The organism is Variovorax atrisoli 110B (assembly GCF_000382045.1).
GTDB classification, from domain to species: Bacteria; Pseudomonadota; Gammaproteobacteria; order Burkholderiales; family Burkholderiaceae_C; genus Variovorax; species Variovorax atrisoli.
Map to the genome: position 1 here is coordinate 650,449 of NZ_KB907450.1, position 26,898 is coordinate 677,346.

The 26,898-nt window shown below is 69.1% G+C and carries 19 protein-coding genes; 4 read left to right on the forward strand and 15 right to left on the reverse strand.

Features of this window, described 5'->3' with window-relative positions:
- Positions 1 to 68: 68 nt before the first annotated feature.
- Complete coding sequence (locus tag G369_RS0103170) at positions 69 to 419, forward strand: hypothetical protein (RefSeq protein ID WP_020722936.1); 351 nt, start codon at positions 69 to 71, stop codon at positions 417 to 419.
- Between the two features lie 139 nt (positions 420 to 558).
- A complete protein-coding gene (locus tag G369_RS0103175) occupies positions 559 to 1,929 on the forward strand; it encodes a putative bifunctional diguanylate cyclase/phosphodiesterase (protein ID WP_019652527.1) in 1,371 nt (456 codons plus the stop codon).
- Here G369_RS0103175 and G369_RS0103180 read toward each other — a convergent pair.
- The 10 genes from G369_RS0103180 to map all read right to left on the reverse strand — a co-directional run bounded on the left by G369_RS0103180 (position 1,911) and on the right by map (position 18,746).
- Entirely contained in the window at positions 1,911 to 6,326 is a 4,416-nt protein-coding gene (locus tag G369_RS0103180; protein WP_244164269.1) for a cellulose biosynthesis protein BcsC, read from the reverse strand. The genes G369_RS0103175 and G369_RS0103180 overlap by 19 nt on opposite strands.
- The gene (gene bcsZ / locus G369_RS0103185; RefSeq protein WP_063827399.1) at positions 6,299 to 7,576 is read right to left on the reverse strand and encodes a cellulose synthase complex periplasmic endoglucanase BcsZ; all 1,278 of its coding nucleotides are present in this window, start codon (positions 7,574 to 7,576) and stop codon (positions 6,299 to 6,301) included. The genes G369_RS0103180 and bcsZ overlap by 28 nt, the downstream gene beginning before the upstream one ends.
- Before the next feature lie 7 nt (positions 7,577 to 7,583).
- Positions 7,584 to 9,956: a cellulose biosynthesis cyclic di-GMP-binding regulatory protein BcsB gene (gene bcsB, locus G369_RS0103190; protein WP_019652530.1), complete on the reverse strand. Its 2,373-nt coding sequence runs from the start codon at positions 9,954 to 9,956 to the stop codon at positions 7,584 to 7,586.
- Entirely contained in the window at positions 9,953 to 12,121 is a 2,169-nt protein-coding gene (bcsA, locus tag G369_RS0103195; RefSeq protein ID WP_019652531.1) for a UDP-forming cellulose synthase catalytic subunit, read from the reverse strand. Before bcsA ends, bcsB begins: the two co-directional genes overlap by 4 nt.
- An 8-nt stretch (positions 12,122 to 12,129) precedes the next feature.
- Positions 12,130 to 12,930 carry a cellulose biosynthesis protein BcsQ gene (gene bcsQ, locus G369_RS0103200; protein ID WP_026346171.1) on the reverse strand — a complete coding sequence of 267 codons (801 nt, stop codon included), beginning with the start codon at positions 12,928 to 12,930 and terminating at the stop codon, positions 12,130 to 12,132.
- Between the two features lie 2 nt (positions 12,931 to 12,932).
- A complete protein-coding gene (locus G369_RS0103205; RefSeq protein ID WP_026346172.1) occupies positions 12,933 to 13,463 on the reverse strand; it encodes a hypothetical protein in 531 nt (176 codons plus the stop codon).
- Complete coding sequence (bcsD, locus tag G369_RS0103210; protein ID WP_038113785.1) at positions 13,460 to 13,930, reverse strand: cellulose biosynthesis protein BcsD; 471 nt, start codon at positions 13,928 to 13,930, stop codon at positions 13,460 to 13,462. The genes G369_RS0103205 and bcsD overlap by 4 nt, the downstream gene beginning before the upstream one ends.
- Positions 13,931 to 14,217: 287 nt before the next feature.
- Positions 14,218 to 15,252 (reverse strand): GGDEF domain-containing protein, encoded by a 1,035-nt coding sequence (locus G369_RS0103215; protein ID WP_026346173.1) that lies wholly within the window; start codon positions 15,250 to 15,252, stop codon positions 14,218 to 14,220.
- A gap of 28 nt (positions 15,253 to 15,280) precedes the next feature.
- Positions 15,281 to 17,887, reverse strand: a complete 2,607-nt coding sequence (locus tag G369_RS0103220) for a [protein-PII] uridylyltransferase (RefSeq protein ID WP_019652535.1) — start codon at positions 17,885 to 17,887, stop codon at positions 15,281 to 15,283.
- A gap of 34 nt (positions 17,888 to 17,921) precedes the next feature.
- Positions 17,922 to 18,746 carry a type I methionyl aminopeptidase gene (gene map, locus G369_RS0103225; protein WP_019652536.1) on the reverse strand — a complete coding sequence of 275 codons (825 nt, stop codon included), beginning with the start codon at positions 18,744 to 18,746 and terminating at the stop codon, positions 17,922 to 17,924.
- Positions 18,747 to 18,901: 155 nt separating this feature from the next.
- On the opposite strand from map, the gene purL reads away from it, so the two are divergent.
- Positions 18,902 to 22,882: a phosphoribosylformylglycinamidine synthase gene (gene purL, locus G369_RS0103230; RefSeq protein WP_038113786.1), complete on the forward strand. Its 3,981-nt coding sequence runs from the start codon at positions 18,902 to 18,904 to the stop codon at positions 22,880 to 22,882.
- 5 nt (positions 22,883 to 22,887) lie between these two features.
- Positions 22,888 to 23,199 carry a hypothetical protein gene (locus tag G369_RS0103235; protein ID WP_019652538.1) on the forward strand — a complete coding sequence of 104 codons (312 nt, stop codon included), beginning with the start codon at positions 22,888 to 22,890 and terminating at the stop codon, positions 23,197 to 23,199.
- A gap of 52 nt (positions 23,200 to 23,251) precedes the next feature.
- Here G369_RS0103235 and G369_RS0103240 read toward each other — a convergent pair whose 3' ends face one another.
- From G369_RS0103240 to G369_RS0103260, 5 genes are all read right to left on the reverse strand, one after another.
- Positions 23,252 to 24,037: a peptidylprolyl isomerase gene (locus tag G369_RS0103240; RefSeq protein ID WP_019652539.1), complete on the reverse strand. Its 786-nt coding sequence runs from the start codon at positions 24,035 to 24,037 to the stop codon at positions 23,252 to 23,254.
- A gap of 127 nt (positions 24,038 to 24,164) precedes the next feature.
- Complete coding sequence (locus tag G369_RS0103245) at positions 24,165 to 24,443, reverse strand: BolA family protein (RefSeq protein WP_019652540.1); 279 nt, start codon at positions 24,441 to 24,443, stop codon at positions 24,165 to 24,167.
- Entirely contained in the window at positions 24,440 to 24,985 is a 546-nt protein-coding gene (locus G369_RS0103250; protein WP_019652541.1) for a septation protein A, read from the reverse strand. Before G369_RS0103250 ends, G369_RS0103245 begins: the two co-directional genes overlap by 4 nt.
- Positions 24,986 to 25,005: 20 nt before the next feature.
- Positions 25,006 to 25,416: a peptide-methionine (R)-S-oxide reductase MsrB gene (gene msrB, locus G369_RS0103255; RefSeq protein WP_019652542.1), complete on the reverse strand. Its 411-nt coding sequence runs from the start codon at positions 25,414 to 25,416 to the stop codon at positions 25,006 to 25,008.
- Positions 25,413 to 26,894, reverse strand: coding sequence for a protein adenylyltransferase SelO (locus tag G369_RS0103260; protein ID WP_019652543.1), 1,482 nt, complete (start codon positions 26,892 to 26,894; stop codon positions 25,413 to 25,415). Before G369_RS0103260 ends, msrB begins: the two co-directional genes overlap by 4 nt.
- Positions 26,895 to 26,898: the final 4 nt, after the last annotated feature.

The following is a 26,898-nucleotide window of genomic DNA, read 5'->3' on the forward strand; positions in this document are numbered from 1 at the left end:
GACGCAGGGGCGCCCGGCAGCGGAATAAGCTCTCGAGGAACTTTGAACGCGAGGAAGGAGCACGAAAGATGCACATCACGAATGGTCGACGCCGGTCCGCGGCGGTCCTGGGTACCTTGGCTCTCTGCATGGGCCTGGCCGCCTGCCAGTCGCCTCCGGCCGACCGCCCCCTGACTTCGGAGGTGCCCGAGCCGCCGAGCTTCGTCACCCCGCCCGACACCTGCCAGGCGGCGTCGGTGCGATTCGGGCTGGGGCTTCGCATCACGCAGCAGCTGCTGGAGGAAATGCGCCAGCGCGCGGGTGCGAGGATGGCGCGCACCGTTCTCGCAACGGAGCCGGCCGATCCGGCGCAGGACATGATGCGGCTCAACGTGCAGGTCGAGCCCACCGGCCGCGTGGTCGGCGCGTACTGCGGATAGAGCGGCGTACTGGCCGACACCGCGTTGTATACGAAGGTGTTGTGGTGCGCACACGTGCCAGTAACAAATCTTCGCCGCAACGGGTGGATCGGTACGAATTGGGAGAACAATAGCCCGCGACTTCCGGAGTCCCAGTCTTTTGTCGAACCAGCAACCCACCGTTTCACTGCCGTCCTACTACGACGGATCGGCCCGCCTTCCGCCGGACGAGATCCTTCGTCCGCTGATGGCCGACTGGGCGCGCGCCGGCAAGCGGCTGGCGGCGGTGTGCTACGTCGACGTCGATCGCTTCGCCGAACTGAACACGCGCCTGGGCATGGTCGCGGGCAACGCAGCTCTGGAAGAGGTGGCCCGCCGCATCAAGGCCGAGCTGCCGCGTGAGAGCGTGATGGCGCGCGTGGGCGGCGACGAGTTCGCGGCGCTCTTCGCGGGCCTCGGCACCTCGCAATGCGCGCAGGTGCTCGAGCGCATACAGACGGCGCTCGCCGAACCCTGGGAATGGCGCGGCCAGACCGCCAGCATCGACGCGAGCATCGGCGCCATGCTGCTCGACAGCAACGGCCCGCCGCCCGAGACCGCGCTGCGCCAGGCGCAGCACGCGGCCTTCTTCGCCAAGCGCGCGGCCGACGGCAAGGTGCATTACTTCGACGCCCCGCAGGCACGCGCCGACGAGCAGGTGGTGCGCGAGCGCCAGCGCATCCAGGAGGGGCTGCTGCAGGGCGAGTTCTTCCTCGTCTACCAGCCCAAGGTCGACATGTCGCGCGGCGTGGTGGTCGGGGTCGAGGCACTGATCCGCTGGATGCACCCCGAGCGCGGGCTGATGCCCCCGGCGCAGTTCGTGCCGCTCATCGAAGACGATGCCCTGGTCGAGCAGGTCGGCGACTGGGCCATCGCCACCGCGCTGTGGCAGGCGCACCAGTGGCGCCTCGAGGGCCTGCAGATCTCGGTGAGCGTGAACGTGGCGCCGCGCCACATGATGCGCTGGGACTTCGTCGAGCGGCTGGCGCGCCACCTGGCCCAGTTTCCCAAGCAGGGCGAGGGCATGCTCGAGCTCGAGATCCTCGAGACCACCGCGATCAGCCAGTTCGCGAACGTCGCCTTGTTCGTCGAGGCTTGCAAGCTGCTGGGCGTGGGCGTGACCATCGACGACTTCGGCACCGGCTATTCGTCGCTGACCTACCTGCGCCAGCTGCCGGTGTCGACGGTGAAGATCGACCAGTCCTTCGTGCGCGGCATGGTCGACAACAGCCAGGACCGCGCCATCGTGCAGGGCATCATCGCGCTGCTCCACGCCCTGGGACTCACGGCGGTGGCCGAAGGCGTCGAGACGGTGAAGCAGGGCGAGGCGTTGCTGGCCATGGGCTGCACGCTGGGCCAGGGCTATGGCATCGCGAAGCCGATGGCGGCCAAGGAGGTCGGGCCCTGGGTCGCGCAGTATGAGCGCGCGCCGCTGTGGGGCCGCGACGGGAAGCCCGGCGCGGGCCTCCCCGATCAGAGCAGCGGCGTGTAGGGCGAAGTCATCGGGTTCAGCGTGGTGCCCGAGCCGGCGCCGGGCACGCCGATGCTGCTGGAGCCGCCGAACACGTAGCGCAGGTAGACGCTGCCTGTGAACTGCCGGTAGTTCTGCGCGTTGTTGAAGCCCAGGGCCCCGCCCAGGAACATCTTCGGAGCGAGCTGGTACTCCAGCACCGCGGCGAGGTTGTAGGCCAGGCCGGTTTTCGAACTGCTCGCGTAGGTGTTGTTGAAGTTGGAGCTGTTCAGCCCCAGGGCCAGCGCCTGGTAGGCCGCGTTGGATGCAGCCGAGTTGCGCGACGGGTCCGTGGGGAAGTAGGGCGAAGTCTTCTGGGTGAACGACTGCACGCCCAGCGAGGCGTTCAGCCGCCACGAGAGCCGGTCGCTGCGCCCGGTCCAGTCGACCGGGAACGCCACGCTCACGAAGCTCTGCGGGCTGAAGTAGCCGCCTTGCCCGAAGGTGTAGTAGCTCAGGTTCTTCTGGTAGCCCATCAGGCCGATGTTCATGCCCAGCGTGAGCTTGGAACTCGGGCTGTTCAGCAGGTGCAGATAGGCGCCGCCGCCGGTTTCCACGCGCGAATTGCTCTGCACGTTCCTGCCGGTGATGCCGTGCGCCGCGAGGTAGCTGTACACGCCGTAGGTGCCGTCGTCGTAGCCGATGTCGCCGCGCACGCCGGTGGCGACCACGCCGCCCCAGCGCTCGTTGGTGCGCTCGTCCTTCGCGCCGGCGAAGGACAGCACGCTGTCGGTCACGGCGCGGCGGGAGATGTCGGCCTTGTAGTTCCACGAGTCGCCGATGCTGCCCTTGAAGGTCACGTTGCCGACGACGTTGGTAGTGGGAAAGCCCAGCGGCGTGGTGCCGATGCCGGCATCGATGTTCTTGCCCTCGTAGCCCACGTTGAGTCCGACGCCGGCCGCGTTCTGCTGGCCGGGGCTGGCGCCGGTGCTCAGCGAGTTCAGCGCGGCGCTGGGGCCGCCGCCGAAACGGCTGCCGGTGCCGTAGTCGCTCGCGGGCGTGCCGGCATCGAGCACCGTGGGCGTCACGCCCACGACGATCTTGCCTTCGCCCACCGGGAAGCGCGCCTGTATCGGCAGCTGGAAGTCGGAGAGCCGGCTCAGGCCTGCCTCGCCGGCGCGGTTCCGGTACACCGTGCCCGCCGTGAGGCTGATGGCGCGCTGTGATTCGAGCTCCTGCAGCTCGGCTTCCACCGAACGGGGCGCGGGTGCGGTGCGCAGCGGCGCGTTCCAGCCGGATTCCGCACGCGGCGTGTTGGCCTGTGCATAGGCGGCGTTGGCCTGCGGGTAGCCCGGCGCCGGATAGCCGCCCTGCTGTGCCGGCGGAATGTAGACCGGCGCGACCTGCTGCGTGCCGGGTACCGGGTACTGCGGCAAGGGCTGTTGCATCGGCTGCGCGATATAGGCCGAGGCCTGCGGCACGTTGTTCGGGTTCGCCGCGGCATTGCGCGCCGTGCGGGTCGACGACGACTTGGCCGCCGTGGAGCGGCCCTTGGCGTTCGACGCCGGAGTGCCCGAGTTCCAGGGCAGTGCGCCGGGCGGGTAGGCATTCGGCGCCGCTGCTGCCGGATAGGCGGCGTTGGCAGGGTAGGCGGGATAGGCCTGCGCCACCGGGTATCCAGCCGCTGCCGCAGGCGCCTGGTACGAAGCCGGCTGCATCCGCGCCTGTGCGAATGGATTGCCGTTGGCCGGCGGATAGCCGGCCGGCACCGCCGCACCGGGCGCGCCGCCCGTCATGCCTGCGAAGGGGTTGGCCTGCGGCAGCGGCGATGCGGCCATGCCGCCGGGGGCGAAGCCGCCCGATGCCACCTGCCGCTCGGCCTCGACCGCCGCGCGCAGGTACTGCTCGGCCTTGCGGCTCTCGCCGGCGTTGCGGTAGACGCGCCCGGCCGCCGCGAGCACGCGCGACTGGTCGGGGGCCTGCTTGAGCGCGGCCATCACGTAGTTCTCGGCCGAGCTGTGGTCGCGCTGCGCGCTGGCGCTGGCAGCGGCGGCGAGCAGGGTGTCGAGATCGGTCGGGTTGCGCTGGAGCACGCGCTGGTAGAGCGCGAGCGCCTGGCCTTCGTCGCGCGCCGCCGAGTACAGCCGCGCCAGCGCAGCCAGCGCCTGTGGATCGTCCGGGCGCTCGGCGAGCACCGGCGCCATCGCGTTGTAGGCCGCTTCGAGGTTGCCCGCCTCGCGCAGCGAATCGGTCTGGCGCAGCGCGAAGGCCACGCGCAGGTTGTCGAAGTCGGCGCGCTGGCTGGCCGTCATGTTGGTGGCGGCCAGCTGGCGCAGCACAGCCGACAGCTCGATGTCCTGCTTCGTCTTGAGCAGCACCGAGGCGTAGAGCAGCCGGTCGCCCGTGCTCGGCGTGGGCGAGCGCGCCAGCAGCTGGCGGCTCATGGCCAGGGCGCGCGGTGCGTCGCCGATCTCGGCATAGGCGCCCGCGAGCTGGCCCCAGAGTTCTGCCGGCATGTCGCTGCTGAGCGCCGACTCGGCCTGTGCGAGCACGCCGCGCGCGGCGTCCACCTGGCCCTGGCGGGCCAGCGCCTGCGCGCGTGCCGCCTGCTGCTGTGCCCAGAGGCGGCGCTGCAGCGCGGCCATGTCGCGCGTGCGCGAACCCGCGGGAATGCGTTCGAGGTACTGGATGCCCGCTGCCGCGTCGCCGGTCTCGGAGGCGAGCAGGGCGCTCGCATAGAGCGCGTCGGGCATGTCGGGCTGCGACATCAGCAGGCCCTCCATCACGCCGCGCGCCTCGGACACCATGCCACGCTTGCGGTAGAGATTCGCGAGGTCCAGCCGCACCCAGGGGCTGTCGGGCGCGGCGAGCATCGCGTCTTCGAGCGTGCGCTGCGCGCCGGCCGCGTCGCCGGCATCGGCCTGCTGGCGGGCACGGTTGCGCGCCTGCTCGACCTGGATGTCGCGCAGCCCGCCCAGCTGGGTGGCCTGCTCGGGCGTGAGGCGGCGCGACAGGGCCACGGCCTCGTCGGGGCGGCCGGTCTGGCCGTAGACCGAGATCAGCCCGCGCAGCGCCTGCGTGTTCTGCGGATGGCTTTCGAGCACGCGCTTGTAGCCCTGCTCGGCCTGAGGGAAGTCGCCCGCGGCCGCGCGCAGGTCGGCCAGCGCGTTCTGGCCCACCGGCTCGCGCGGATCGATGCGCACGGCGCGCTCGTAGAGCGACTGCGCGCCGCGCAGGTCGTTCTTGCCCTGGGCGGCGCGGGCCTGTCCGACCAGCACCCAGTAGTTGGCGCTCTGCAGCGCCGAGTTCCACTTGCTGCCGCCAGCGCGCACCGCGCGCTCCAGCAGTTCCTGCGCCTCGGCGAAGCGCTCCTGGCGCAGGCGCACCAGGCCCAGTCCGCCCAACGCCTCGGTGTCGTCGGCCTTCGTGCGAAGCGCCTGCTGGAAGCGCTGCTCGGCAGTGCTCGCGTCGCCGCGGTCCAGCGCCTTGAAGCCTTCGCCCACCGGCACGCCGGGCGAGTTCGCGGCAGCGGCCTTGGCGCTGGTGAGGCTCTCGAGCCGAGCGGCCACGGCAGCGTCGGCCTGATTGGTGCTCAGGTATTCCTGGTAGAGGGCAACGTCGGGCTGGCGCGCGTCGAGCCAGATGAGCGCCTGGCGCCATGCGGCGCGGGCGGCATTGGCCACGGCCGGCTGCTTGGTCAGCTCGACCAGCTCGCGGATACCCGCGCGGCGGGTCGATTCGCTGTAGGTCTTCTGCTGCGCCAGCGCGAGCTTGTAGTTGGCGTTCTCCGGATGGTCCTTCACCAGCTGCTCGAGGCCGCGGCGGCCTTCATCGGCGCCCTGGGGCGTGCTGGCCAGCACCTGGTAGTACTCCAGCGCCAGCGCCTCGGGCGGCGGGCGGTTGTCGAACTGGCTGCGGTAGAGCTCCACTGCCTCGGCGGCGCGGCCGGCGCGAGCCGCGGCGCGGGCGCGCTGCAGAGTGCTCTGCGCACCGGCGGGCTGCTGCGCCTGCTGCTGCAGGCGTGCAAGGCGGCTGTCGTTCGGGTTCGCGGTCCGCAGGCGGGTGATCCAGGTGCGCGCGGCGTCGGAATTGCCGCGCGAGAGCTCGACCTGCGCCATGCCGTACATCGCGTCGGTCGACTGGGGCTGCACGCTCAGCAGCTTCTTCCAGCTTTCCTCGGCCAGGTCGGCGCGGCCCTGGGCCTGCCAGTAGTTGCCTTGCTCGATCAGCGCCGCGCTGGCGGCATCGGCCTGCGCATGGGCGGGGTTGGCGGCGTACAGGGCCACGAGCATGCCGAGGCAGGCCGTCCATTGCCGCGATTGGCGCGACGGCACGAAAGCACGCGGGCCGGTGGCGAGGCCGCGCGAGCGCTGCGGCATCAGGTCGGTCGTCAGGCCGGTCTTCATGCCGGTCATTGCGCCGGTCGATTGGGACGGCATAGCGTTCTCCATGAGGTTTGCAGCTGGCCGTGGCGGCCGAATTCATAACGGCCGTCGAGCCACGCCTGTCCGAAAAGCAACAGGCACTGCTCGTAGTACGGCAAGGGCGTCGGTGGCGGCGTGGTTGCGTTGGCGGCGGGAGGCGCCACGCGGCCGCCGGGCACGCGGGTGACCTGGTCGGCCAATGCATCGGTGGCGTCCAGCGCCTTGAGGTAGGGCAGCATCGCGCCCGAGAAGCCCAGCGGCGCCATGCCGCGGATCTGGCCGGTGACGGTGTCGACGTATTCGGGCACCGTGTGGTTCTCGGCCAGCGCCTGGCGCGGGCCGCGCAGGTTCAGCAGCAGCATCTTGCGCGCCGGGTCCTTCTCCGAAAGCATGCCCGCCCAGAGGTAGACGCGGATGGCGTCGTAGCTGCCGATGGCGCCCTTCTGCGGATCGGCGACGAAGCTGCGCGAATCCTGCGACCAGGCGCACCAGTCGGGCGCGAAGCCCTTTGGCGTGACGGCGCCGAACATGCGCAGCGTGTTGTCGATGACCTCGCCCCACGGGCCGGCCGCGTCGGTCTGCTGGAAGTAGCGCAGCAGCTGCAGAGGCATGTAGCTCGGGTTGAGGCGCCACAGCGGCCCGCTCGCCACCGACTTGGGCCAGGGCAGCAGCATGCGCCCGAGGCCGGGCACGTTGATGATCTCCTCGCGCACCGCCTGTGCGAGCACCTCGCGGCCGAGCGAGCGGTAGGCGGCGTCGTTCCAGAGGCGGCCGGCTTCCATCAGCGCATAGGCGATCCACAGGTCGGCGTCGGATGCGGCGTTGGCGTCGAGCACGCCCCAGCCGCCAGCGGGCTTGCGGCCCCATTGCCAGGCCGGCAGCTGCTTGGCGAGGCTGCCGCCCGCGAGATTGGCCTCGGTCCACGCCAGCACGCGCGAGAAGGTGGCGCGGTCGTTGTGGATCAGCGAGAAGAACAGGCCGTAGGACTGGCCCTCGGAAGTCGACTGCTGCTGCGGCGTGTTGAAGTCGATCACCCGCCCGTCGGGCTGGATGTGGCGCGCGGCGAAGGCGGCCCAGTCGGTGGCCGGGTGGCAGGCAGGTGCGGGTGCCGGCGAGGGCGAAGCCGGGGCGGGCGTCGCGGGGGGCGAGGCGGCCGGCGCGGCAGCGGCCAGCCTGGGCAGGGCCAGCACAAGCCCCGCTGCGCCCAGCAGGGCGCGCCGGCTCGAAGGCCGTTGCAGCAGGGGCACTGTTTTCGAACGTTGCATGTATTCCTTACTTACCCTTTGCCTTCACCGACAGCCGGCGGCGGGCGCGCAGCTGCAGGCCCGCGTACGACACGGCCGCGCCCAGCAGCGCCAGCACGATCACCAGCCCGGCCAGCATCAGCGGGCTGCGCGAGAGATTCCACTGCACCCAGGCGATGGGGGGCAGCCTCCCGACATAGTAGGTGTCTTGGCCCAGCACGCTGTTGACCTGCGTGTCGCGCACGATGGTCATGCTGCCCTGCACACTCTTGAGCAGGTCGGGCGTCATCAGCGCGTTGAGCAGCGCGTCCTTCGAGTCGCCGTTGGCGATGGCGGCGACCACGCTGCGGCCGCTGCGAAGCGGCGACTCGAAGCCGGCCAGCACCCCGTCGCGGCCGTCGGCGCTCACCGAGATCTGCATCGAGCCCGGCAGGTCTTCGCGGGTGCGCGCGCCGATCACGAAGTCGATGGCGCTGTCGATCCAGCTGGTGAGCTTGAACTCGGGCGCGTTGCCGTTGCGCTTGAGCGGCATCCTGTCGGCCCACTGGGTGAACAGGGGCTGGTTCTGCAGGTTGCCGATCACCAGCAGGTCCTTGTCGGCCCACTGCTGCGCTTCGGCCGAGCGGCCCACCTTCACGCGCAGCGCGGGGTAGCCGGTGGAGCGGCCGATCTGGCCGAGCAGGCCGAGGAACATCTCGGTGTCGCTGCTGCTGGGCTGGTCGGGCAGGATGACGGCGGTGTCGGACAGGTCGGCCATGCGCGAGAACGGGAAGCCGCCGTTGGCGTACGCGGCCAGTTCCGGCATCGCGATGAAATGCGGGAAGCCCGACACGTCGATCTTCGAGGTCGGGTCGATGGCGCCGCGCACGTTGTCCAGCTGCGGCACGCAGCGCCCGCCGACCGGCTCGAAGTAGTAGTGCAGCCGCAGCTGGCTGCGCGGACCCATGGCCAGCGGCGGCAGGATCACTTCCTTGCGCTCGGCCAGCGTGCCGTCGGGCATCAGCTTCACCGCCAGCGGGTTCCACCAGCGGTCGCCGGCCGGGTTGGCAGAGCGCAGCGGCAGGCCGCCTACGAAGTTCTCGTTGACGTTGACGTTGAGCGTCGACTGGTCGGGCCGCACGCGCGGCGTATAGCGGTATTGCAGGTCGAGCGGAATGCCGCGGCTGCGCCAGGTAAAGAGGTCGGGCGGCAGCTGCAGGTTCACTCGGACCACGTCGGGGTTGTAGCCCGTCACCGAGAGGTCGGCCGCCGTGGCCAGTTCGCCCAGCTGCAGCGGCCGGTCGCTCGGCACCCAGCGCGGCGCGTCATAGGGCTTGCGCGTGGGCGGCTCCTGGAAGGCGGTGATCGAGGCCGTGGCGCCCGCAAAGGCCTTGGCATTGAGCGCCAGCGCGGCTGCGGCGGTGCGCAGGTCGGCGGGCGTGCTGCCCATCACCAGCAGCAGCTTGCCGTTGGGGTCGCGCGGGTTGTCGACGATCGCGATGCCCGGCCCGCGGATGGCCGGCAGCGTGAGGCCCGGAATGCTTGAATCGGGCGTGACGAACACCACCGCGTGGCCCGTGGGCAGGTCGGCGCCCGACACCGGGAAGGTCGCGCCGCGGTAGTCGGCCAGCGCGCCGAACCACGACGAGACCACGCCCGCCGCCTCCAGCACCGGGCCCGAGGCGGCCGTGCCGAACACGAACGGAATGCGCGCGCGGCGCACGTCGCGGCGGTCGAAGAAGGGCTGCGGCAGGGCCGCGAGGTCGTTGACCAGCTTCAGCGGCGCCACCGTCAGCTTCAGCGTGCTGGAGGCGTCGACGCGCGCCCACAGGCTGGTGTGCGCCGGGTCCTCGCACTCGCGGGTGTAGTGGCCGATGAGCTCGACGTTGATGCGGTTGAATTCGGTGATCAGGCGCCGGTCGATCGGGATGTCGGCCGTCTGCGGACGGCCCGCGCCGGCGGTGGGCACCGGCAGCGTGGCCACCAGCACGTCGTTCACCGTGACCTTCAGGTGCGAGAGCTCCGGGATCAGCGAGGGCGAGTAGGCGTAGTTCAGCCTGAAGGAGGCGGCGGTCACCAGCTCGTCGGCGCGCACGTTGAACGGAATGCCGACCGTGCCGCTGATGCCGCGCAACTGCACCGCGTAGTCGATGCCCAGCTGCGTGAGGTTGAACTCGCGCACGGCGCCGCCGGCGGGCGCGGCTGCCGCCACGGCCTGCGGGGCAGCGGCGGCGACCGGGACCGCAGGAACGGCAGCCGGGGCCTGCGGTTCGGCGGTGCGGGTCTGGCCGAAGGCGGTGCCGGTGGCCACCAGGGCCACGGCCAGCGCCACGGCGCGGGAGACGAACGAGGACGAAGCCGCGCTGACTGGATGCTCGGCGCGGCGATGCGCGCGCTGGTGGGGCGTCACGTGGGTCGTCACGTGGATTCCTTCGCTTTGACGGGACGCAGCCGCGAGGCGGCCGCACGGTAGTAGTGGCTGAACATGTCTCTGAAGCCGGTGCCGCTGATGCTGATGATGTGGCCGAGCACGCGGTGGATCGGCACCCGCGGGTGGTTGCCCCAGCGCGCGGCCCAGATGTCGGCGCGGGCGGTGGTGCACTGGACCAGCGCACGCTCCTGCGCGAAGCTCATCGGCGCGAAGCGAAGGCCCAGGCGCTTGCCGTTGCTGAAGCGCACGCTGGAGGCGAAGCGCGACTCCTGGTCGTTGCGGTAGAGCGCCACCTCGACCGGCGTTTCTAGGTCGAGCTTCATGTCCTGCGGCAATTCGAGGCCCAGGCCGCCGCTGGAGAAGTCGAAGGTGTTGCAGCGCAGGGAGCGGCCGTCGGGGAAATACAGCGTGGCCGGCAGGTTCAGCTCCACGCGGTGCGAGCCGCGCAGCTGGCGCGACTCGTTGGCCGCGGCCACGCAGGCGCCCAGGATCATCAGGTTGTAGACCGTCCAGGCCAGGTTCAGCCACACGGTGGCGATGTGCTGCGAATCCACCCAGGTCAGGCGCCACACGCCCAGGCAAACGCCCACGAAGTTCAGCGCGAGCAGCACCAGGCTGGCCTTGGCGATGCTGCTGTCGAAATACTCCTGCTGGATCAGGCCGCCCTTGGCCGTCACGTTGAAGCTGCCCAGCTTGGGGTTGATGAGCGCCACCAGGGTCGGGCGGAAGATGTACCAGGCCAGCACCGCCTCGTAGACCTCGTTCCACAGCAGGTAGCGGAAGCGCCCCTGGATGCGGCTGTTGGTCAGGTTGGCGTGCAGGATATGCGGCAGCGCGAAGGCGAAGATCATCGAGGCCGAGGCGTGGATCACGCTCGCGCCGAAGTACAGGTAGGCCAGCGGCGCCGTCAGGTAGATGAGCCGCGGCAGCCCGTACAGGAAGTGCAGCATCGCGTTCACGTAGCACAGGCGCTGCGCCCAGTGCAGGCCGCGGCCGAACAGCGGGTTGTCGATGCGGAAGATCTGCGCCATGCCGCGCGCCCAGCGGATGCGCTGGCCCACGTGGCCCGAGAGGCTCTCGGTCGCCAGGCCCGCGGCCTGCGGCAGCGCGAGGTAGGCGGTGTTGTAGCCCAGGCGATGCATCTTCAGCGCGGTGTGGGCGTCTTCGGTGACGGTCTCGACCGCGATGCCGCCCACTTCTTCCACGATGGTCCGCCGCAGCACGGCGCAGGAGCCGCAGAAGAAGGTGGCGTTCCAGAGGTCGTTGCCGTCCTGGATCAGGCCGTAGAAGAGCTCGCCCTCGTTGGGCACCGTGCCGAAGGTGTCGAGGTTGCGCTCGAAGGGGTCGGCCGAGAAGAAGTAGTGGGGCAGCTGGACCATGCCCAGCTTGGGGTCGCGCCCGAACCAGCCCATGGCGATCTGCATGAACGAGCGCGTGGGGATGTGGTCGCAGTCGAAGATCGCGACGAACTCGCCCGTGGTGTTCTTCAGCGCGGCGTTGATGTTGCCGGCCTTGGCGTGGCGGTTGTTGTCGCGGATGACGTGGGTCACGCCGACCTGCTCGCAGAACACGCGGAATTCCTCGCGCCGGCCGTCGTCGAGCACGAAGATCTTGAGCTTGTCGCGCGGCCAGTCGATCAGCTGCGCGGCCAGCACGGTCTGGCGCACCACCGACAGCGACTCGTTGTAGGTCGGGATGAACAGGTCGACGGTGGGCCACTCGGCCGGGTCCTGCGGCAGCGGCACCGGCTTGCGCTCCAGCGGCCAGGCGGTCTGAACGTAGCCCAGCAGCAGCACCACGAAGGCGTAGAGCTCGGCCATCAGCAGGCCCACGCCCAGCACGAAGTCGAGCGGGTTGTCCATGAACATGGTCTCGGTCACCCGCCAGTAGGTGTAGCGCGAGGACACGACCACCGAAAGGAAGATCAAAACCAGGCTGGCGAAGCGGCCGCGGAAGCGGTTGGTGACCAGCGCCGCCACGAAAATGCCCACCGACAGCACGATCTGCTGCTCGAAGGTCATCGGCGCGATGATCAGCGCCGGCAGCATCGTGAGCGCCGCGATCCAGCCGAGGATGCGCACCGGCAGCAACCGAAGGATCGCCGGCGCCGGGCGGGGTTCGGGCTGGGGCGGCAGGGCGGACTGGGCGTGTTTCATCGGTTCGTCTACGTGGTCCGCAGGTTCGGGAAGGACGCCGCCTGGCGGACGGTGTCGATGCGTTCGAGCAGGCGTTCGGCGCAGGCGTCGATGTCCTGCGTCGCCTGGCTCATGGGCGCGTAGCGCTGCACGGGCGCGGCCGAGGCCAGCGCCTCGGGCACCGCCTGGTCCAGGTGCAGCATGCCCAGCAGCTCGGGGCGCAGCCGCTGGCGCAGCAGCTCGAAGACGTCGTGGTTGAGCCGCTTGCCGGGGTCGATCTGGTTCACCACGTAGCCGGTGCCGAGGTAGTCGGTGCGCGGGCGGGCGTACTTGTCGAGCATGCGCTCGACGATGGGCAGCGTTGCGAAGGAGCCTGCATCGGCCAGCACCGTGACCACGCCGAAGCTGGCCGCGCGCAATGCCTGCTGCAGGTACACCGATGGGCCGGGCGGGGTGTCGAGCACCACCAGCGTGTCGGCGGGCAGGCCGAAGCGCTCCAGCGTGTCACCCAGCCAGCCGGGGGCGCGGGCCAGCTGCTGCTCGAACGCGATCTGGCGCTCGTCGTCGACGTCGCCGAAGGGCAGCAGCATCACGCCGCCGTGCGCGGGTCGGATCACACGCGCCCACGGCATCAGGCCGGTGGCGGCCTCGACCAGGCCGCTGTCGCAGGTCTGCGGCTCGTTGGCGATGTGGAAGCGCAGCGCGTTCTGGGGATCGAGATCGATGGCCAGCACCCGCCGGCCGCGCTGGACGAGCGCGGTGCATAGATTGGCGGCAATCGTCGTCTTGCCTACGCCGCCCTTGGAAGAGATGACGGGGATGACAACCATCGTCACGTCGGCCTTCGCCAGCGTGACATGGGACCCGGCGGTGCCGCGGGCACCTGCGGCGCGGCCAGGCGTGCGAAGAGCTGCTCCAGGGGCGTCGGCGCGGCGCCCGGGCCGGAGGAGCCGATGGCGGTGGCCGGCGGCATCACCGGCGCGACCGGGGTCAGGGGCGGCTCGGGCGCGTACATGGCCGCGGGCGGCGGCGCGAAGACCTGCAGCGGCGGCACCGAGGCAGCCGGTGCATGAACGGGGGCCGCGGCGGGGGCGTGTACGGGTGCGTGGACTGGTGCATGAACCGGTGCGTGCGCCGTCATCGCGGCGCCGACCGGAACGGATGCCGGGGCAGGCGAGGGCGCCGGCGCGGGCGCGGGCGCAGCGACCGTCGGCGGATGGGCGATCTTCTCGCCGGTCAGCAAGGGCCACGCGCGCGGCGCCTCTGCGTCCGGCGGGGCGAACTCCCGGTAGCCGTTGCCGTTGCCGCCGAACTTGCCAAAGAGGCCGGCGATGTCCTCGGGCATGTGTTCCTCCGAGCTCATGGGTCGACCCTCGCCAGCCGCAGATCGACGCGCGGACCCGCATGGACTTCGGTCAAGGCGTGCACGCGCAAGTTCGCGGGCATGTGCTGCGCCTCGAACCAGGTCTGGTAGGCGCCCTCGAAGAAGCCGACGCTCCAGCCCGTCGATTCCGGCCCGAAGGCGGCCGCGACCGGGCTGCAGGCGTGGGAGATGGCGACGCCGTCGGCCTCTTCGTTCAGCACGGCGAAGCCCCAGTCGATGCCGTCCCAGCGGGCGTTGAACTCGTCCTGCAGTTCGCCCAGCGTGCGGCACGGGGGGATCGGCAGGGCATGCGCAAGACGCTGGCCGATGCGAAAGAAAAGCTGCTTCAGATCCTCAGGGGGCAATCCGGCGCTCAGTTCGGCGGCCATGCCGCGATTGAATTCCAGCCATTGCGCGCTGCAGGATTTCTTTTCGTAATAGTCAATCAACGACGAGCCAGTTTCCATGCCGAGGCATTCTCTTGGATCAGTTAACCATTGACAATGAATGTGAACTAATTAGTACGAAAGGACTGGGTTTGGGAGACCCAACTGTCTGAATTCGGGGACGAGTCCGCAGCGCGGACATGCAGGCCGAGCGATCCGCTTCGCGCCTGTACGGAGCACAGGCGCAAATGGATTCGTTTTTTTGGGGGGAGGGCGGTCGATCCCCTGCGGGGGAGCCGGAAGAAAGAGCGGGCGCTGCCGGCGCAGGGCTCGCGGGCTAAGGAGAGGGATCGACGGCCCGCGTGGGATCAGCCCGAGATGGCTTCGCCGGCCTGCTGGAACATCAGGCGGCGGGTGCGCTTGACCGCGTCCATGGCGGCATCTGCCTGCCGCAGGGCTTCCTCCGCGGAGGTGGTTCGCGGATCGACCGCCACCACCCCGACGCTGGCGCCCGCGTAGTCGATCGTCATGTTCCTGAGCCGCAGCTCGCCCTTGGTGTTCTCGGCCAGCCGATCGCCCAGCGCCATCGCGCCGGTGCGCGGCGATTCGCCCAGGCCCGGACCCAGGCCGATCACCACGAACTCGTCGGAACCGAAGCGCGCCAGCATGTCGCTCGCGCGCACGGAGCCCGACAGCTGCCTGGCCATGGCGGCGAGGAACTCGTCGCCGACTTCCTGGCCGTGCGTGTCGTTGATCTTCTTGAAGTCGTCCATGTCGATGAAGCCGACCAGCACGCTCTGGGCGCTGCGCGCGCCCTGGGCGAGCATGCGCTGCAGGGCATCGACGAGCGCCCGGCGGTTCGGCAGACCGGTGAGGGCGTCGGTCGCGGCATGGGTCAGCAGCTCGATCCCGGCCTTGTCGAGCTTGGCGATCATTCGTTCGCGCTCGACCTGCTGGCCGATCAGGCTGGCGAACAGGCGCAGCAGCGGCTGCACCACGGCCGGCAGGGGCGTCTGCCCGGCACCGGCGACGCACAGCGCGCCATGGAGGCCGCCATCGACCCGGACCGGCGCGGCGGCGCAGCTCCTGATGCCCAGTTCGCGTGCGGCATCGGCATCGCCCCAGCAGCCGCCCGCGTCGTCGGCGTAGATGCGGTTTTCCTCGAGGGCGTGGCGGCACAGCGTGTCGCCCCAGGGCAGGTAGTCCCCTTCGGGAATGGTGATCTCGCCCGCGTTGTGGGCGAAGAGGATGTGCTGGCGGGCCTTGTCGGGCTCGATGATGGCGAGATAGGCCGATTCCAGGCCGGTTGCCGCCTCCAGCATTTCGAGCATCGGGCGCGCCAGGTCTTCCAGCGTCGTGGCCGAGGAGACGGTTTCGGATAGCTGTTCGATCAGAAATTCCATGGCCGACATTCTGAGGGTTCCCGGGGTGTCAGGAGGCCAGTGCTTCCATCAATTCGGTTTCGATGGCCAGCTGTGTCTTCTGTCCCTGGAGCTCCGGGCCGCTGATCAGGAAGGTGTCTTCCACCCGCTCGCCCAGGGTCGTGACCTTGGCGAGCTGCAGGTTCAGGTGATGGCGCGCCAGCACCCGGGCCACCGAATACAGGAGGCCGGCGCGGTCGCTGGCGGAGATGCTGAGCAGCCAGCGCTGGGCCTTGTCGTCCGGCAGCAGGCTGATGCGCGGCTTGATCGGAAAGCTGCGCACCCGCCGCGACACCCGGCCCATGCTTGGCGCAGGCAGCGCGCCCGCTTCGGTCAGCGTCTGCGCCAGGCCCGCCTCGACCATGCTGATCAGGTCGCGGTAATGGTCGGGCAGGAAGGTGGTCACCACCTGGAAGGTGTCGAGCGCGTAGCCGTTGCTCGTGGTGTGCACCTTGGCGTCCAGGATGCTGAAGGAAGCCTGGTCGAAATAGCCGCAGATGCGCGCGAAGAGGTCGGGCTGGTCGGGCGTGTACACCGCCACCTGCAGGCCTTCGCCCACGGGAGACAGGCGCGCCCGGACCACCGGCGGCGCCTTCGGGTCGACCGGTACGTCGGGCGGCGGCACGAAGCGCGAGAGCTGCTTGGCATGCCAGGCGATCTCGCCGGCATCGTGGCGCATGAAGTAGCCCACGTCGAGCGTGTCCCACAGGGCCTTGTGCGCCTCGAAGCGCTGGGCGTGCAGGGCGAGCTGCACCAGGGCCTCGCGCTTGCGGGCCTCGACCTCCGCGTCGGGGTCGGGCATGCGGCCGCCCAGTGCGCGCAGGGTGTAGCGGTACAGGTCTTCCAGCAGCTTGCCCTTCCAGGCGTTCCACACGCGCGGCGAGGTGCCGCGGATGTCGGCCACCGTCAGCAGGTAGAGCGCGGTCAGGTAGCGCTCGTTGCCCACGCGCCTGGCGAAGGCGCCGATCACCTCCGGATCGCTCAGGTCCTGCTTCTGGGCGACCTGGCTCATCACCAGGTGCTCGGCCACGAGGAATTCGATGAGCTTGGCGTCTTCCCGGGCGATGCCGTGCTGCTTGCAGAAGCGCTGCACGTCGCGCGCGCCCAGCGTGGAGTGGTCGCCGCCGCGGCCCTTGGCGATGTCGTGGAAGAGGGCGGCCACGTACAGGATCCAGGGCTTGTCCCAGCCGGCCGCGAGCTGCGAGCAGAACGGGTACTCGTGCGCGTGCTCGGCGATGAAGAAGCGACGCACGTTGCGCAGCACCATCAGGATGTGCTGGTCCACCGTGTAGACGTGGAACAGGTCGTGCTGCATCTGCCCGACGATGCTGCGGAACACGCGCAGGTAGCGCCCGAGCACCGAGGTCTGGTTCATCAGCCTGAAGGCATGCGTGATGCCGTAGGGCTGCTGGATGATCCGCATGAAGGTCTCGTGGTTGACCGGGTCGTTGCGGAACTTGCTGTCCATCACGTGGCGAGCGTTGTAGAGCGCGCGCAGCGTGCGCGCCGACAGGCCCTTCACGCCGATGGTCTTCTGGTAGAGCAGGAAGGTCTCGAGCACCGCGTGAGGCTCGCGCTCGTACAGGTCGTCGCTCGCGATCTCGATCAGCCCGGCGCGCTCGTAGAAGCGCTCGTTGATCGGCGTGGGCTGCTCCTCGCTGGGCTGCAGCCGCTCGGAAATGTTGAGCAGCAGGATCTGGTTGAGCTGCGACACCGCCTTGGCGGCCCAGTAGTAGCGCCGCATGAGCGCCTCGCTCGACTTGCGCTGCGATTCGCTTTCGTAGCCGAAGGTCGCGGCCACGGCGGTCTGCAGGTCGAACACCAGCCGGTCCTCGCGCCGGTTGGCGATCACGTGCAGCCGGGCGCGGATCAGCGAGAGCAGCGCCTCGTTGCGCTTGATCTGCTGGGCCTCGAAGGAGGTGGCCAGGCCGTTCTTGGCCAGGTCGTCCCAGCGGCTGCCGTAACCCGCGGCCTTGGTCATCCAGAGGATGGTCTGCAGGTCGCGCAGGCCGCCGGGCGACTCCTTGCAGTTGGGCTCCAGCGCATAGGGCGTGTTGTCGAACTTCTGGTGGCGGTGCCGCATCTCCTGCGACTTGGCCACGAAGAAGGCCTGAGGGTCGATGGCGCGCGAGAAGCGGCGGCGGAAGGCCGTGAACAGCTTCTTGTTGCCGGCGATCAGGCGCGCCTCGAGCAGCGAGGTCTGGACGGTGACGTCCTTCTCGGCCTCCGCCAGGCATTCTTCGACCGTGCGCACGCTGGAGCCGATCTCCAGTCCGGCGTCCCAGCACTGGCCGATGAAGGCCTCGATGCGGGCCGGCTCGATGCTGCCGGCCTCGCCCTCGGGCGGCAGCAGCAGCAGCACGTCGACGTCGGAATAGGGGAAGAGTTCGCCGCGCCCGAAGCCGCCCACGGCCGCCAGCGTGAGCGATTCGCCGAAGCCGGCCTCGCGCCACAGGGTGCACAGGGTTTCGTCGGCCAGCGCCGAGAGCTGGCGCAGCACCGTGTGGACGCTGCGGGTGGGAGCGCGCGCGAAGCGCAGGGTGTCGAACAGGGCGAGCTTCTTTGCGCGATAGGCTTCGCGCAGCGTCGCCACGTCGATGTTGGCTGCTTCGATCACGGGCGGAAAGGCGATGGAACGCGGCGCTGCCGCGTCAGGTCTTGGTGGCGGTGACGAAGGAGGGCAGCGGCGGGCTGCCGGCCGACAGGGTCAGCACCTCGTAGCCGGTCTCGGTGACGAGCACGGTGTGCTCCCACTGGGCCGACAGCGAATGGTCGCGCGTGACGATGGTCCAGCCGTCGTACTGGCCGCCCTTGAAGTCTTCCTTCACGTCGCGCTTGCCGGCGTTGATCATCGGCTCGATGGTGAAGATCATGCCGGGCTTGAGCTCTTCCATGGTGCCCGGGCGGCCGTAGTGCAGCACCTGGGGTTCTTCATGGAAGCGCTGGCCCACGCCGTGGCCGCAGAACTCGCGCACCACCGAGAACCCGTGGCCTTCGGCGAACTTCTGGATCGCATGGCCCACGTCGCCCAGGTGCGCGCCGGGGCGCACCTGCAGGATGCCGTGCCACATCGCCTCGAAGGTGATCTGGCACAGGCGCTTGGCGGCGATCGACGCGTCGCCGATCACGTACATGCGGCTGTTGTCGCCGAACCAGCCGTCCTTGATGACGGTCACATCGACGTTCATGATGTCGCCCTTCTTCAGGGGCTTGTCGTTCGGAATGCCGTGGCACACCACATGGTTCACCGAGGTGCACAGCGACTTCGGGAACGGGACGCTGCTCGCGCCCATGTAGCCCACCGTGGCCGAGGTGGTGCCCTGCTTGACCATGTACTCGGCGGCGAGCCGGTCGATTTCGTTGGTCGTGATGCCGGGCTTGATGAAGGGGGTGAGGTAGTCCAGCACCTCGGAGGCCAGGCGGCAGGCGACCCGCATGGCTTCGATGCCTGCAGCGTCTTTGTAGTTAATGCTCATGGCCGAATTATCCCATTCGGCAAGCTAAAATTCCGGGTTAACGCGGATGACCCCAGTCAGCGGCCATCCGCCTCGATTCCTTGATTCCCAACGCGGCCCCCGAGGCCCCATCGACCGTGACGCAGCCCGCACCTAAAGCCCTTCCTGTCGTAACCATGTTCGAGGGCGGCAGCGCGCTCAGCGACTTCCGCGCGCGGCAGCTGCTGCCGAAGCTGCAGGCCATCGAACCGCGCATCGAGGGCATTTCGGCCCGTTTCGTGCACCTCGTGGTGACCGATGCGGCGCTCGACGCGGCGGACCGCGAGCGCTTCGCCGCGCTGCTCACCTACGGCGACCCCTTCGAGGCCCCGGCCAAGGCCGGCGCCAGCGTCACGGTCACGCCGCGCCTGGGCACCGTGTCGCCCTGGGCCTCCAAGGCCACCGACATCGCTCACAACTGCGGGCTGGCCCTGCGGCGCGTGGAGCGCGTCACCCAATACCACCTGAAGCTCAAGGCACCCCTGATCGGCAAGGCGCCCGTGCTCGAAGGCGACGCGCTGGCCGCCGTGGCCGGCCCGCTGCACGACCGCATGACCGAGTCGGTGCTGGCCACCGTCGAGCAGGCCGCCAGCCTCTTCAGCGAACTGCCGGCCCAGCCGATGGCGCAGGTCGACGTGCAGGGTGGGGGCCGCGCCGCGCTGGTGGCGGCCAACACCGGCTTCGGCCTGGCCCTGGCCGAGGACGAGATCGACTACCTCGTCGACGCCTTCACCCGCCTGGGCCGCAACCCCAGCGACGTCGAGCTCATGATGTTCGCGCAGGCCAACAGCGAGCACTGCCGCCACAAGATCTTCAACGCCAACTTCACCATCGACGGCCAGGCCCAGTCGCAGAGCCTGTTCTCGATGATCCGCAACACCGAGAAGCTGAACCCGCAGCACACCGTGGTGGCCTACGCGGACAACGCCTCGATCATGGAGGGCACGACCATCGAGCGCTTCGTGCCGGCCCACGGCTCGCAGAGCTATCAAAAAGATAGCGCCCTGAGCCATGTGCTGATGAAGGTCGAGACGCACAACCATCCCACGGCCATCTCGCCGTTCCCGGGCGCCTCGACCGGCGCGGGCGGCGAGATCCGCGACGAGGGCGCCACCGGCCGTGGTTCCAAGCCCAAGGCCGGCCTGACCGGCTTCACCGTCTCGAAGCTCTGGCCGGAAGAGGGCAGCTATGGCAAGCCAGAGCACATCGCCAGCCCGCTGCAGATCATGACCGAGGGCCCGCTGGGCGGCGCCGCGTTCAACAACGAATTCGGCCGTCCCAACCTGCTGGGCTACTTCCGCGAGTATGAGCAGACCGTGGCCAGCGACGTCGACACCGTCCAGCGCGGCTACCACAAGCCCATCATGATCGCGGGTGGCCTCGGCAGCATCGATGCGGCGCAGACCAAGAAGATCCAGTTCCCCGCCGGCTCGCTGCTGATCCAGCTCGGCGGCCCCGGCATGCGCATCGGCATGGGCGGCAGCGCCGCCAGCTCGATGGCCACCGGCGCCAACGCGGCCGAGCTCGACTTCGACTCGGTGCAGCGCGGCAACCCCGAGATCGAGCGCCGCGCGCAGGAGGTCATCAACCACTGCTGGCAGCAGGGCGCGGCCAACCCCATCCTCGCGATCCACGACGTGGGCGCGGGCGGACTGAGCAACGCCTTCCCCGAACTCACCAACGACGCCGGCCGCGGCGCGCGCTTCGACCTGCGCTCGGTGCCTCTCGAGGAGTCGGGCATGGCGCCGAAGGAAATCTGGTGCAACGAAAGCCAGGAGCGCTACGTGCTGGCCATCGCGCCCGATTCGCTCGAACAGTTCAAGGCCTTCTGCGAGCGCGAGCGCTGCCCGTTCTCGGTGGTCGGCGTGGCTACCGAGGAGCGCCAGCTGCTGGTGGCCGACGAAGGCGCCGAGGTGCAGCCCGTCGACATGCCGATGGACGTGCTGCTCGGCAAGCCGCCGAAGATGCATCGCGACGTCAAGACCGTGGCGCGCAGCTTCAAGCCGCTCGACCTCACCGGTGTCGACCTGCAGAAGGCGGCCATCGACGTGCTCTCGCATCCGACCGTGGCTTCCAAGCGCTTCCTCGTGACGATCGGCGACCGCACCGTGGGCGGCCTGAGCCATCGCGACCAGATGGTCGGCCCATGGCAGGTGCCGGTGGCCGACTGCGCCGTGACGCTGGCCGACTACAAGGGCTTTGCCGGCGAGGCCATGAGCATGGGCGAGCGCACGCCGCTGGCCGCGCTCGACGCGCCGGCCTCGGGCCGCATGGCGGTGGCGGAGGCCATCACCAACCTGCTGGCAGCGCCCATCGAACTCTCGCGCGTGAAGCTCTCGGCCAACTGGATGGCCGCCTGCGGCGAGCCCGGCGAGGACGCCGCGCTGTATGAGACCGTGAAGGCTGTCGGCATGGAACTGTGCCCGGCGCTGGGCGTGTCGATTCCGGTCGGCAAGGATTCGCTGTCGATGCGTACCCAGTGGAAGGACGGCGCCGAAGCGAAGAAGGTCACGTCGCCCGTGAGCCTGATCGTCAGCGCCTTCGCCACGCTGCCCGACGTGCGCGGCACGCTCACCCCGCAGCTCGATGCCGAGGAGCCCGACACCACGCTGGTGCTGATCGACCTGGGCCAGGGCAAGCACCGCATGGCCGGCAGCATCCTCGCGCAGACGCTCGACCAGAGCGGCGACACGGTGCCCGACCTCGACGATCCGGCGCAGCTCGTCGCGCTGGTCAATGCCGTGAACGCGCTGCGCGCCGACGGCAAGATCCTCGCGATGCACGACCGCAGCGACGGCGGCCTGTTCGCCACCGCCTGCGAGATGGCCTTTGCCGGCCACGTCGGCGTGGCGCTGAACGTCGACATGCTCGTCACGGAGGGCGACGGCATCTCCGACAGCCGCATGGAGACCGGCGACGCCAAGAACTGGGCGCAGCAGGTCAGCGCGCGCCGCGAGGAGCTCACGCTCAAGGCGCTGTTCAATGAGGAACTGGGCATGGTGCTGCAGGTGCGCACCGCCGAGCGCAACGACGTCATGCAGGTGCTGCGCGCCCACGGCCTGAGCACCCACAGCCATTTCGTCGGCAAGACGCGCCCCGCCAGCTCGCCGATGGACGCGGGCAAGGGCAAGGTCGAAGTCTGGCGCGATGCCAAGTCCGTGTTCAGCGCCAGCCTGCACGACCTGCAGCAGGTGTGGGACTCGGTCAGCTGGAAGATCGCCCGCGAGCGCGACAACCCGGCCTGCGCCGATGCCGAACACGCGGCGGCTGGCGATCCGGCCGATCCGGGCATGCACGTTTTCCTGCCGAACGCGCAGCAGGCTGCCGCGCCGGTTGCCCCGGCCCTCCTGCAGTCGCGGCCGAAGGTCGCGATCCTGCGAGAGCAGGGCGTCAACTCGCACGTCGAGATGGCCTACGCCTTCACCGAGGCCGGCTTCGAGGCCTTCGACGTCCACATGACCGACCTGCAGTCGGGCAGGGCGGACCTTGCCAGCTTCAAGGGCGTGGTCGCCTGCGGCGGCTTCAGCTACGGCGACACGCTGGGCGCCGGCATCGGCTGGGCGCGCAGCATCACCTTCAATCCGAAGCTGGCCGAGCAGTTCAAGACCTTCTTCGGCCGTGCCGACACCTTCGGCCTGGGCGTGTGCAACGGCTGCCAGATGTTCGCCGAGCTGGCCGACATCATCCCGGGCGCCGAAGCCTGGCCGCGCTTCACCACCAACCAGAGCGAGCGCTTCGAGGCACGCCTGTCGATGGTCGAGGTGCTCGAATCGCCCAGCATCTTCTTCGCGGGCATGGCCGGCAGCCGTCTGCCGATCGCGGTGGCGCACGGCGAGGGCTACGCCAACTTCAAGTACCGCGGCGACGCCGACAAGGCCATCGCGGCGATGCGCTTCGTCGACAACCACGGCAAGGCGACCGAGCAGTACCCGTTCAACCCCAACGGCAGCGCCGGCGGCCTGACCTCGGTGACCACGCCCGACGGCCGCTTCACCGCCGTGATGCCGCACCCCGAGCGCGTGTTCCGCAACATCCAGATGAGCTGGACCTCGGGCGACAAGAGCGAGCTGAGCCCCTGGATGCAGATCTGGCGCAATGCGCGCCGCTGGGTGGGCTGAGACTGATGCTCGACCTCGATCACCCGCGAAGCCGGCATGTGCTGGAAGCGGCGCGGATCGAGGACTTGATCCGCAAGCAGTTGCTCGCGTGGCGCGCGGACGAGGCGGCGGCTTCGTCGGCACGCATCGAGATCCTGCGTACGCTGCTGCCGCAGCTCGAGGCGCTCAATGCCGCGCACTTCGGCGCATCGAAGAAGATCCATCGCACGCTCGATGCGCTGGGCCGGGCGGTGCAGGGCGCGGATGCCGGCGCGGCCTGGCAGGTGTTCGGGGCACTCGACGGCCCGGGCGACAACTTCGGCACCTGGGCGATCTGAGCGCCCATGAAAAAAGCGGCCCTGAGGCCGCTTTTTTCTTGCTCGGGGTCGATTACTCGACCTTTGCCTTGGCGCGCAGGTCTTCCTGGTACTTCTGCAGGCGCTGCTGCTGCAGCTGCTGCGTGATCTGCGGCTTGACTTCTTCCAGCTTCGGCAGCTGAGCCTGGCGGATGTCGTCGACGCGGATGATGTGCCAACCGAACTGGGTCTTGATCGGGGCGGGGGTGGTCTCGCCCTTCTTGAGCTTGATCATGGCTTCCGAGAACTCGGGCACGAAGCTCGCGGGGTTGGCCCAGTCGAGGTCGCCGCCATTGGCGCCCGAACCCGGGTCCTTGCTCTGCTTCTTGGCGATGTCCTCGAACTTGGCGCCCTTCTTCAGGTCGGCCATGATCTTCTTGGCCTGGTCTTCGGTCTCGACGAGGATGTGGCGCGCCTTGTATTCCTTGCCGCCATTGGCCGCGACGAACTTGTCGTACTCGGCCTTCACGTCGGCGTCCGAGACCGGGTTGGTCTTGCGGTAGTTCTCGAACAGCGCGCGGATCAGGATGGCCTGGCGGGCGAGTTCGAGCTGGTTCTTGTAGTCCTCGGTGGCGTCCAGGCCCTGCTTCTGGGCTTCCTGCATGAACACTTCGCGAGCCACGATCTCCTCGCGCAGCTGGCCCTGCATCTCGGGCGTCACCGGGCGGCCGGCGGCTGCCAGCTGCTGGGCCAGGACGTCCATGCGGGCCTTGGGCACCGGCTTGCCGTTCACGATGGCTGCGTTCTGCGCCAGGGCCGCCATGGGGATGGCACCGAGCAGCGCTGCGGCCGCGACGGCCTGCATGATGTGTTTTTTCATGGAATGAATATCGAGCTGGGAGGGAAATGCGCGTGTAGGAAAAGGCGCGGGGAAGAAAGCAGGAATTGGAGGGGAAGAGGAGCAGCGGCCGGTGCAAGCGCGGCGTTCGGTCCGTTGGACGACTGACTCAGAGCACCTCGATGGCGATGGCGTGCAGACCCTGTGCGATAAAAACCTGGAGGGCATCATACACAAGCCGATGCCGCGCCACGCGGGGCTTCCCCTCGAACAGGGGGGAGGCGATGCGCACCCGGAAATGGGTGCCCCGGCCCTCGGCGTTGGCACCCGCGTGGCCCGCGTGGGCCGCGCTTTCGTCGATCACTTCGAGGGCCGTGGGCGCGAGCGCCTTGCGCAGCGCCGCCTCGAGTCCGGCTGTGGTGGGAAGGGGGGCGGTCGTGCTCGTCATGCCGCGGGCTTGTCTTCTTCGTTCTTCAGGTGCGGCGCGATGTACAGGCCCTGCGCCACCAGGAAGACGATGGGGAACACGTAGCCCCAGAGCTTGAAGTTGACCCAGGCCTCGGTGGTGAAGTACGCCGCCACGTAGCCGTTGATGACGGCCATGAAGACGCAATAGCCGATCCACGCCACGTTGAGCCGGCCCCAGATGCGGTCGGGCAGCTCCAACTGCGAGCCCAGCAGCATCTTCAGGAAGTTCTTCTTGAGTGCCCAGAGCGCCACCGCGAGCGCCAGCGCCATAGCGCCATACAGCACCGTCGGCTTCCACTTGATGAAGCGATCGTCGTGCAGCGCCAGCGTGAGCGTGCCGAACAGCAGGATCAGCACCAGCGTGGCCTTCTGCATCGCCTGCAGCTTGCGCTCGGTGGCGTAGATGATCGCCATCTGCACCACCGTGGCGGCCATGAGCACGCCGGTGGCGGTGTAGATGTTGCCCATCTTGTAGGCAATGAAGAAGAGCAGGATCGGGAAGAAGTCGAGGATCAGTTTCATCGAGCGGGCCGCTTTTTCTCTTATTTCTTCTGGAAGTCGAGCGACGCCGAGTTCATGCAGTAGCGCAGGCCGGTTTCGGTCGGGCCGTCCGGGAAGACGTGGCCCAGGTGGGCGCCGCAGTTGGCGCAGACGTTCTCGGTGCGAACCATGCCGTGCGAGCGGTCGATGATGTTGCGGATGGCGCCCGGCACCGCCTCCTGCGAGAAGCTGGGCCAGCCGCAGCCGGCGTCGAACTTGGTGCTCGACTCGAACAGCTTGGCGCCGCAGCAGATGCAGTGGTAGGTGCCGTCTTCCCAGTGCGCCTCGTACTTGCCGGTGAAGGGGCGTTCGGTGGCCGCGTGGCGGGTCACCTCGAAGGCCGCGGGTTCGGCGCCTTTCTCAGCGAGCAGGGCTTTCCATTCGGCGTCGGTTTTCTGTACGGGAGTGGTCATGATGAGCAGCTGATTTCGATCGTGGAAGCCCAGTCGGGCGGGAACCCGGCATACGCGTCGGCGCCGGGATGTTCTTCAAATGGGGTCTGCAGCAGAGCCAGCAAGGTTGCCACACCCGAGTGGTCCTTTTGCTGACTTGCTTCGATGGCCTGCTGTCCCAGGTGGTTCCGCAGCACGAACTTGGGGTTGGAGCGACGCATCAGTTCGGCGGCCAGCGCCCTGTCGGTGCCGGCATGGCGCTGCGAAAACGATAGCAGCCAGGCGTCGAAGCCCGCACGGTCCAGGAACAGGTCGCGCACCGGCTCCACGTTGCCGTCGGCCATGTAGCCGGAAAGCCGGCGCCAGAAGATCGTGTAGTCGACCTTGCCCGCGGCCAGCAGCTTGAGCACGCCTTCGATCAGCGGTCGGTCGCCTTCGGCAGCCTCCGTCAGGCCCAGCTTGGCGCGCATGCGGCCCTCGAATTCGTTCGGGAACACCGTCTTGTACGACTCCAGCGCAGCCACCGCGACTTCCTGGTCGTCGATCAGCGGCAGCAGTGCCTGCGCCAGGCAGAAGAGGTTCCAGTAGGCCACGTTGGGCTGCTGGTTGAAGGCGTAGCGCCCCTGAGTGTCGCTGTGGTTGCAGATATGGCGCGGGTCGAAGCCGTCGAGGAACTGGAACGGCCCGTAGTCGATGGTGAGCCCGAGGATGCTCATGTTGTCGGTGTTCATCACCCCGTGGCAGAAGCCCACGGACTGCCACTGGGCGAGCAGGGCCGCGGTGCGCTCGCTCACGGCCTCGAGGAAGGCTGCATAGGCGTTGCCGTCGAAGCGGTCGGTGGTTCGGCAGGCCGGGTAGTAGCGGTCGATGACGTAGTCGGCCAGGGCGCGCAGTTCCTCGTCGCGCTGGTTGGCCGCGAAATGCTCGAAGTGGCCGAAGCGCACGAAGCTGGGCGCCACGCGGGTGACCACGGCGGCGCTTTCGATCTCCTCACGGTATACGGGGGCATCGGAGCCGGTCACGCACAGCGCGCGGGTGGTCGGAATGCCCAGGCCGTGCATGGCCTCGCTGCAAAGGAATTCGCGGATGCTGGAGCGCAGCACCGCGCGGCCGTCGCCGCCGCGCGAGTAGGGCGTGCGCCCCGCACCCTTGAGCTGCACCTCGAGGCCGCCCTCGGTCTCGCCGAGCATGATGGCGCGCCCGTCGCCGAGCTGTCCGGCCCACACGCCGAACTGGTGGCCGCTGTAGACGGTGGCGATGGGGCGGGCGCCGGCCACCGGCATGCTGCCGGTCAGCGCCGCCAGCGTGGCCTTCGATTCGTGCCAGTCGGTCGGTAGCCCGAGTTCGCGGGCGACGGCTTCGCTGCGGCCCACCCAGTAGGGACCGGGCAGGGGCGTGGGGCGCAGTTCGGTGAAAAAGGCCGGTCCCAGGGCGGCAAACCCCGGTTTCCAGCGCAAGCCCAGGTCCGCGGCCTCGGTGTCTTCAGCAAGCAAGCTCATGCCC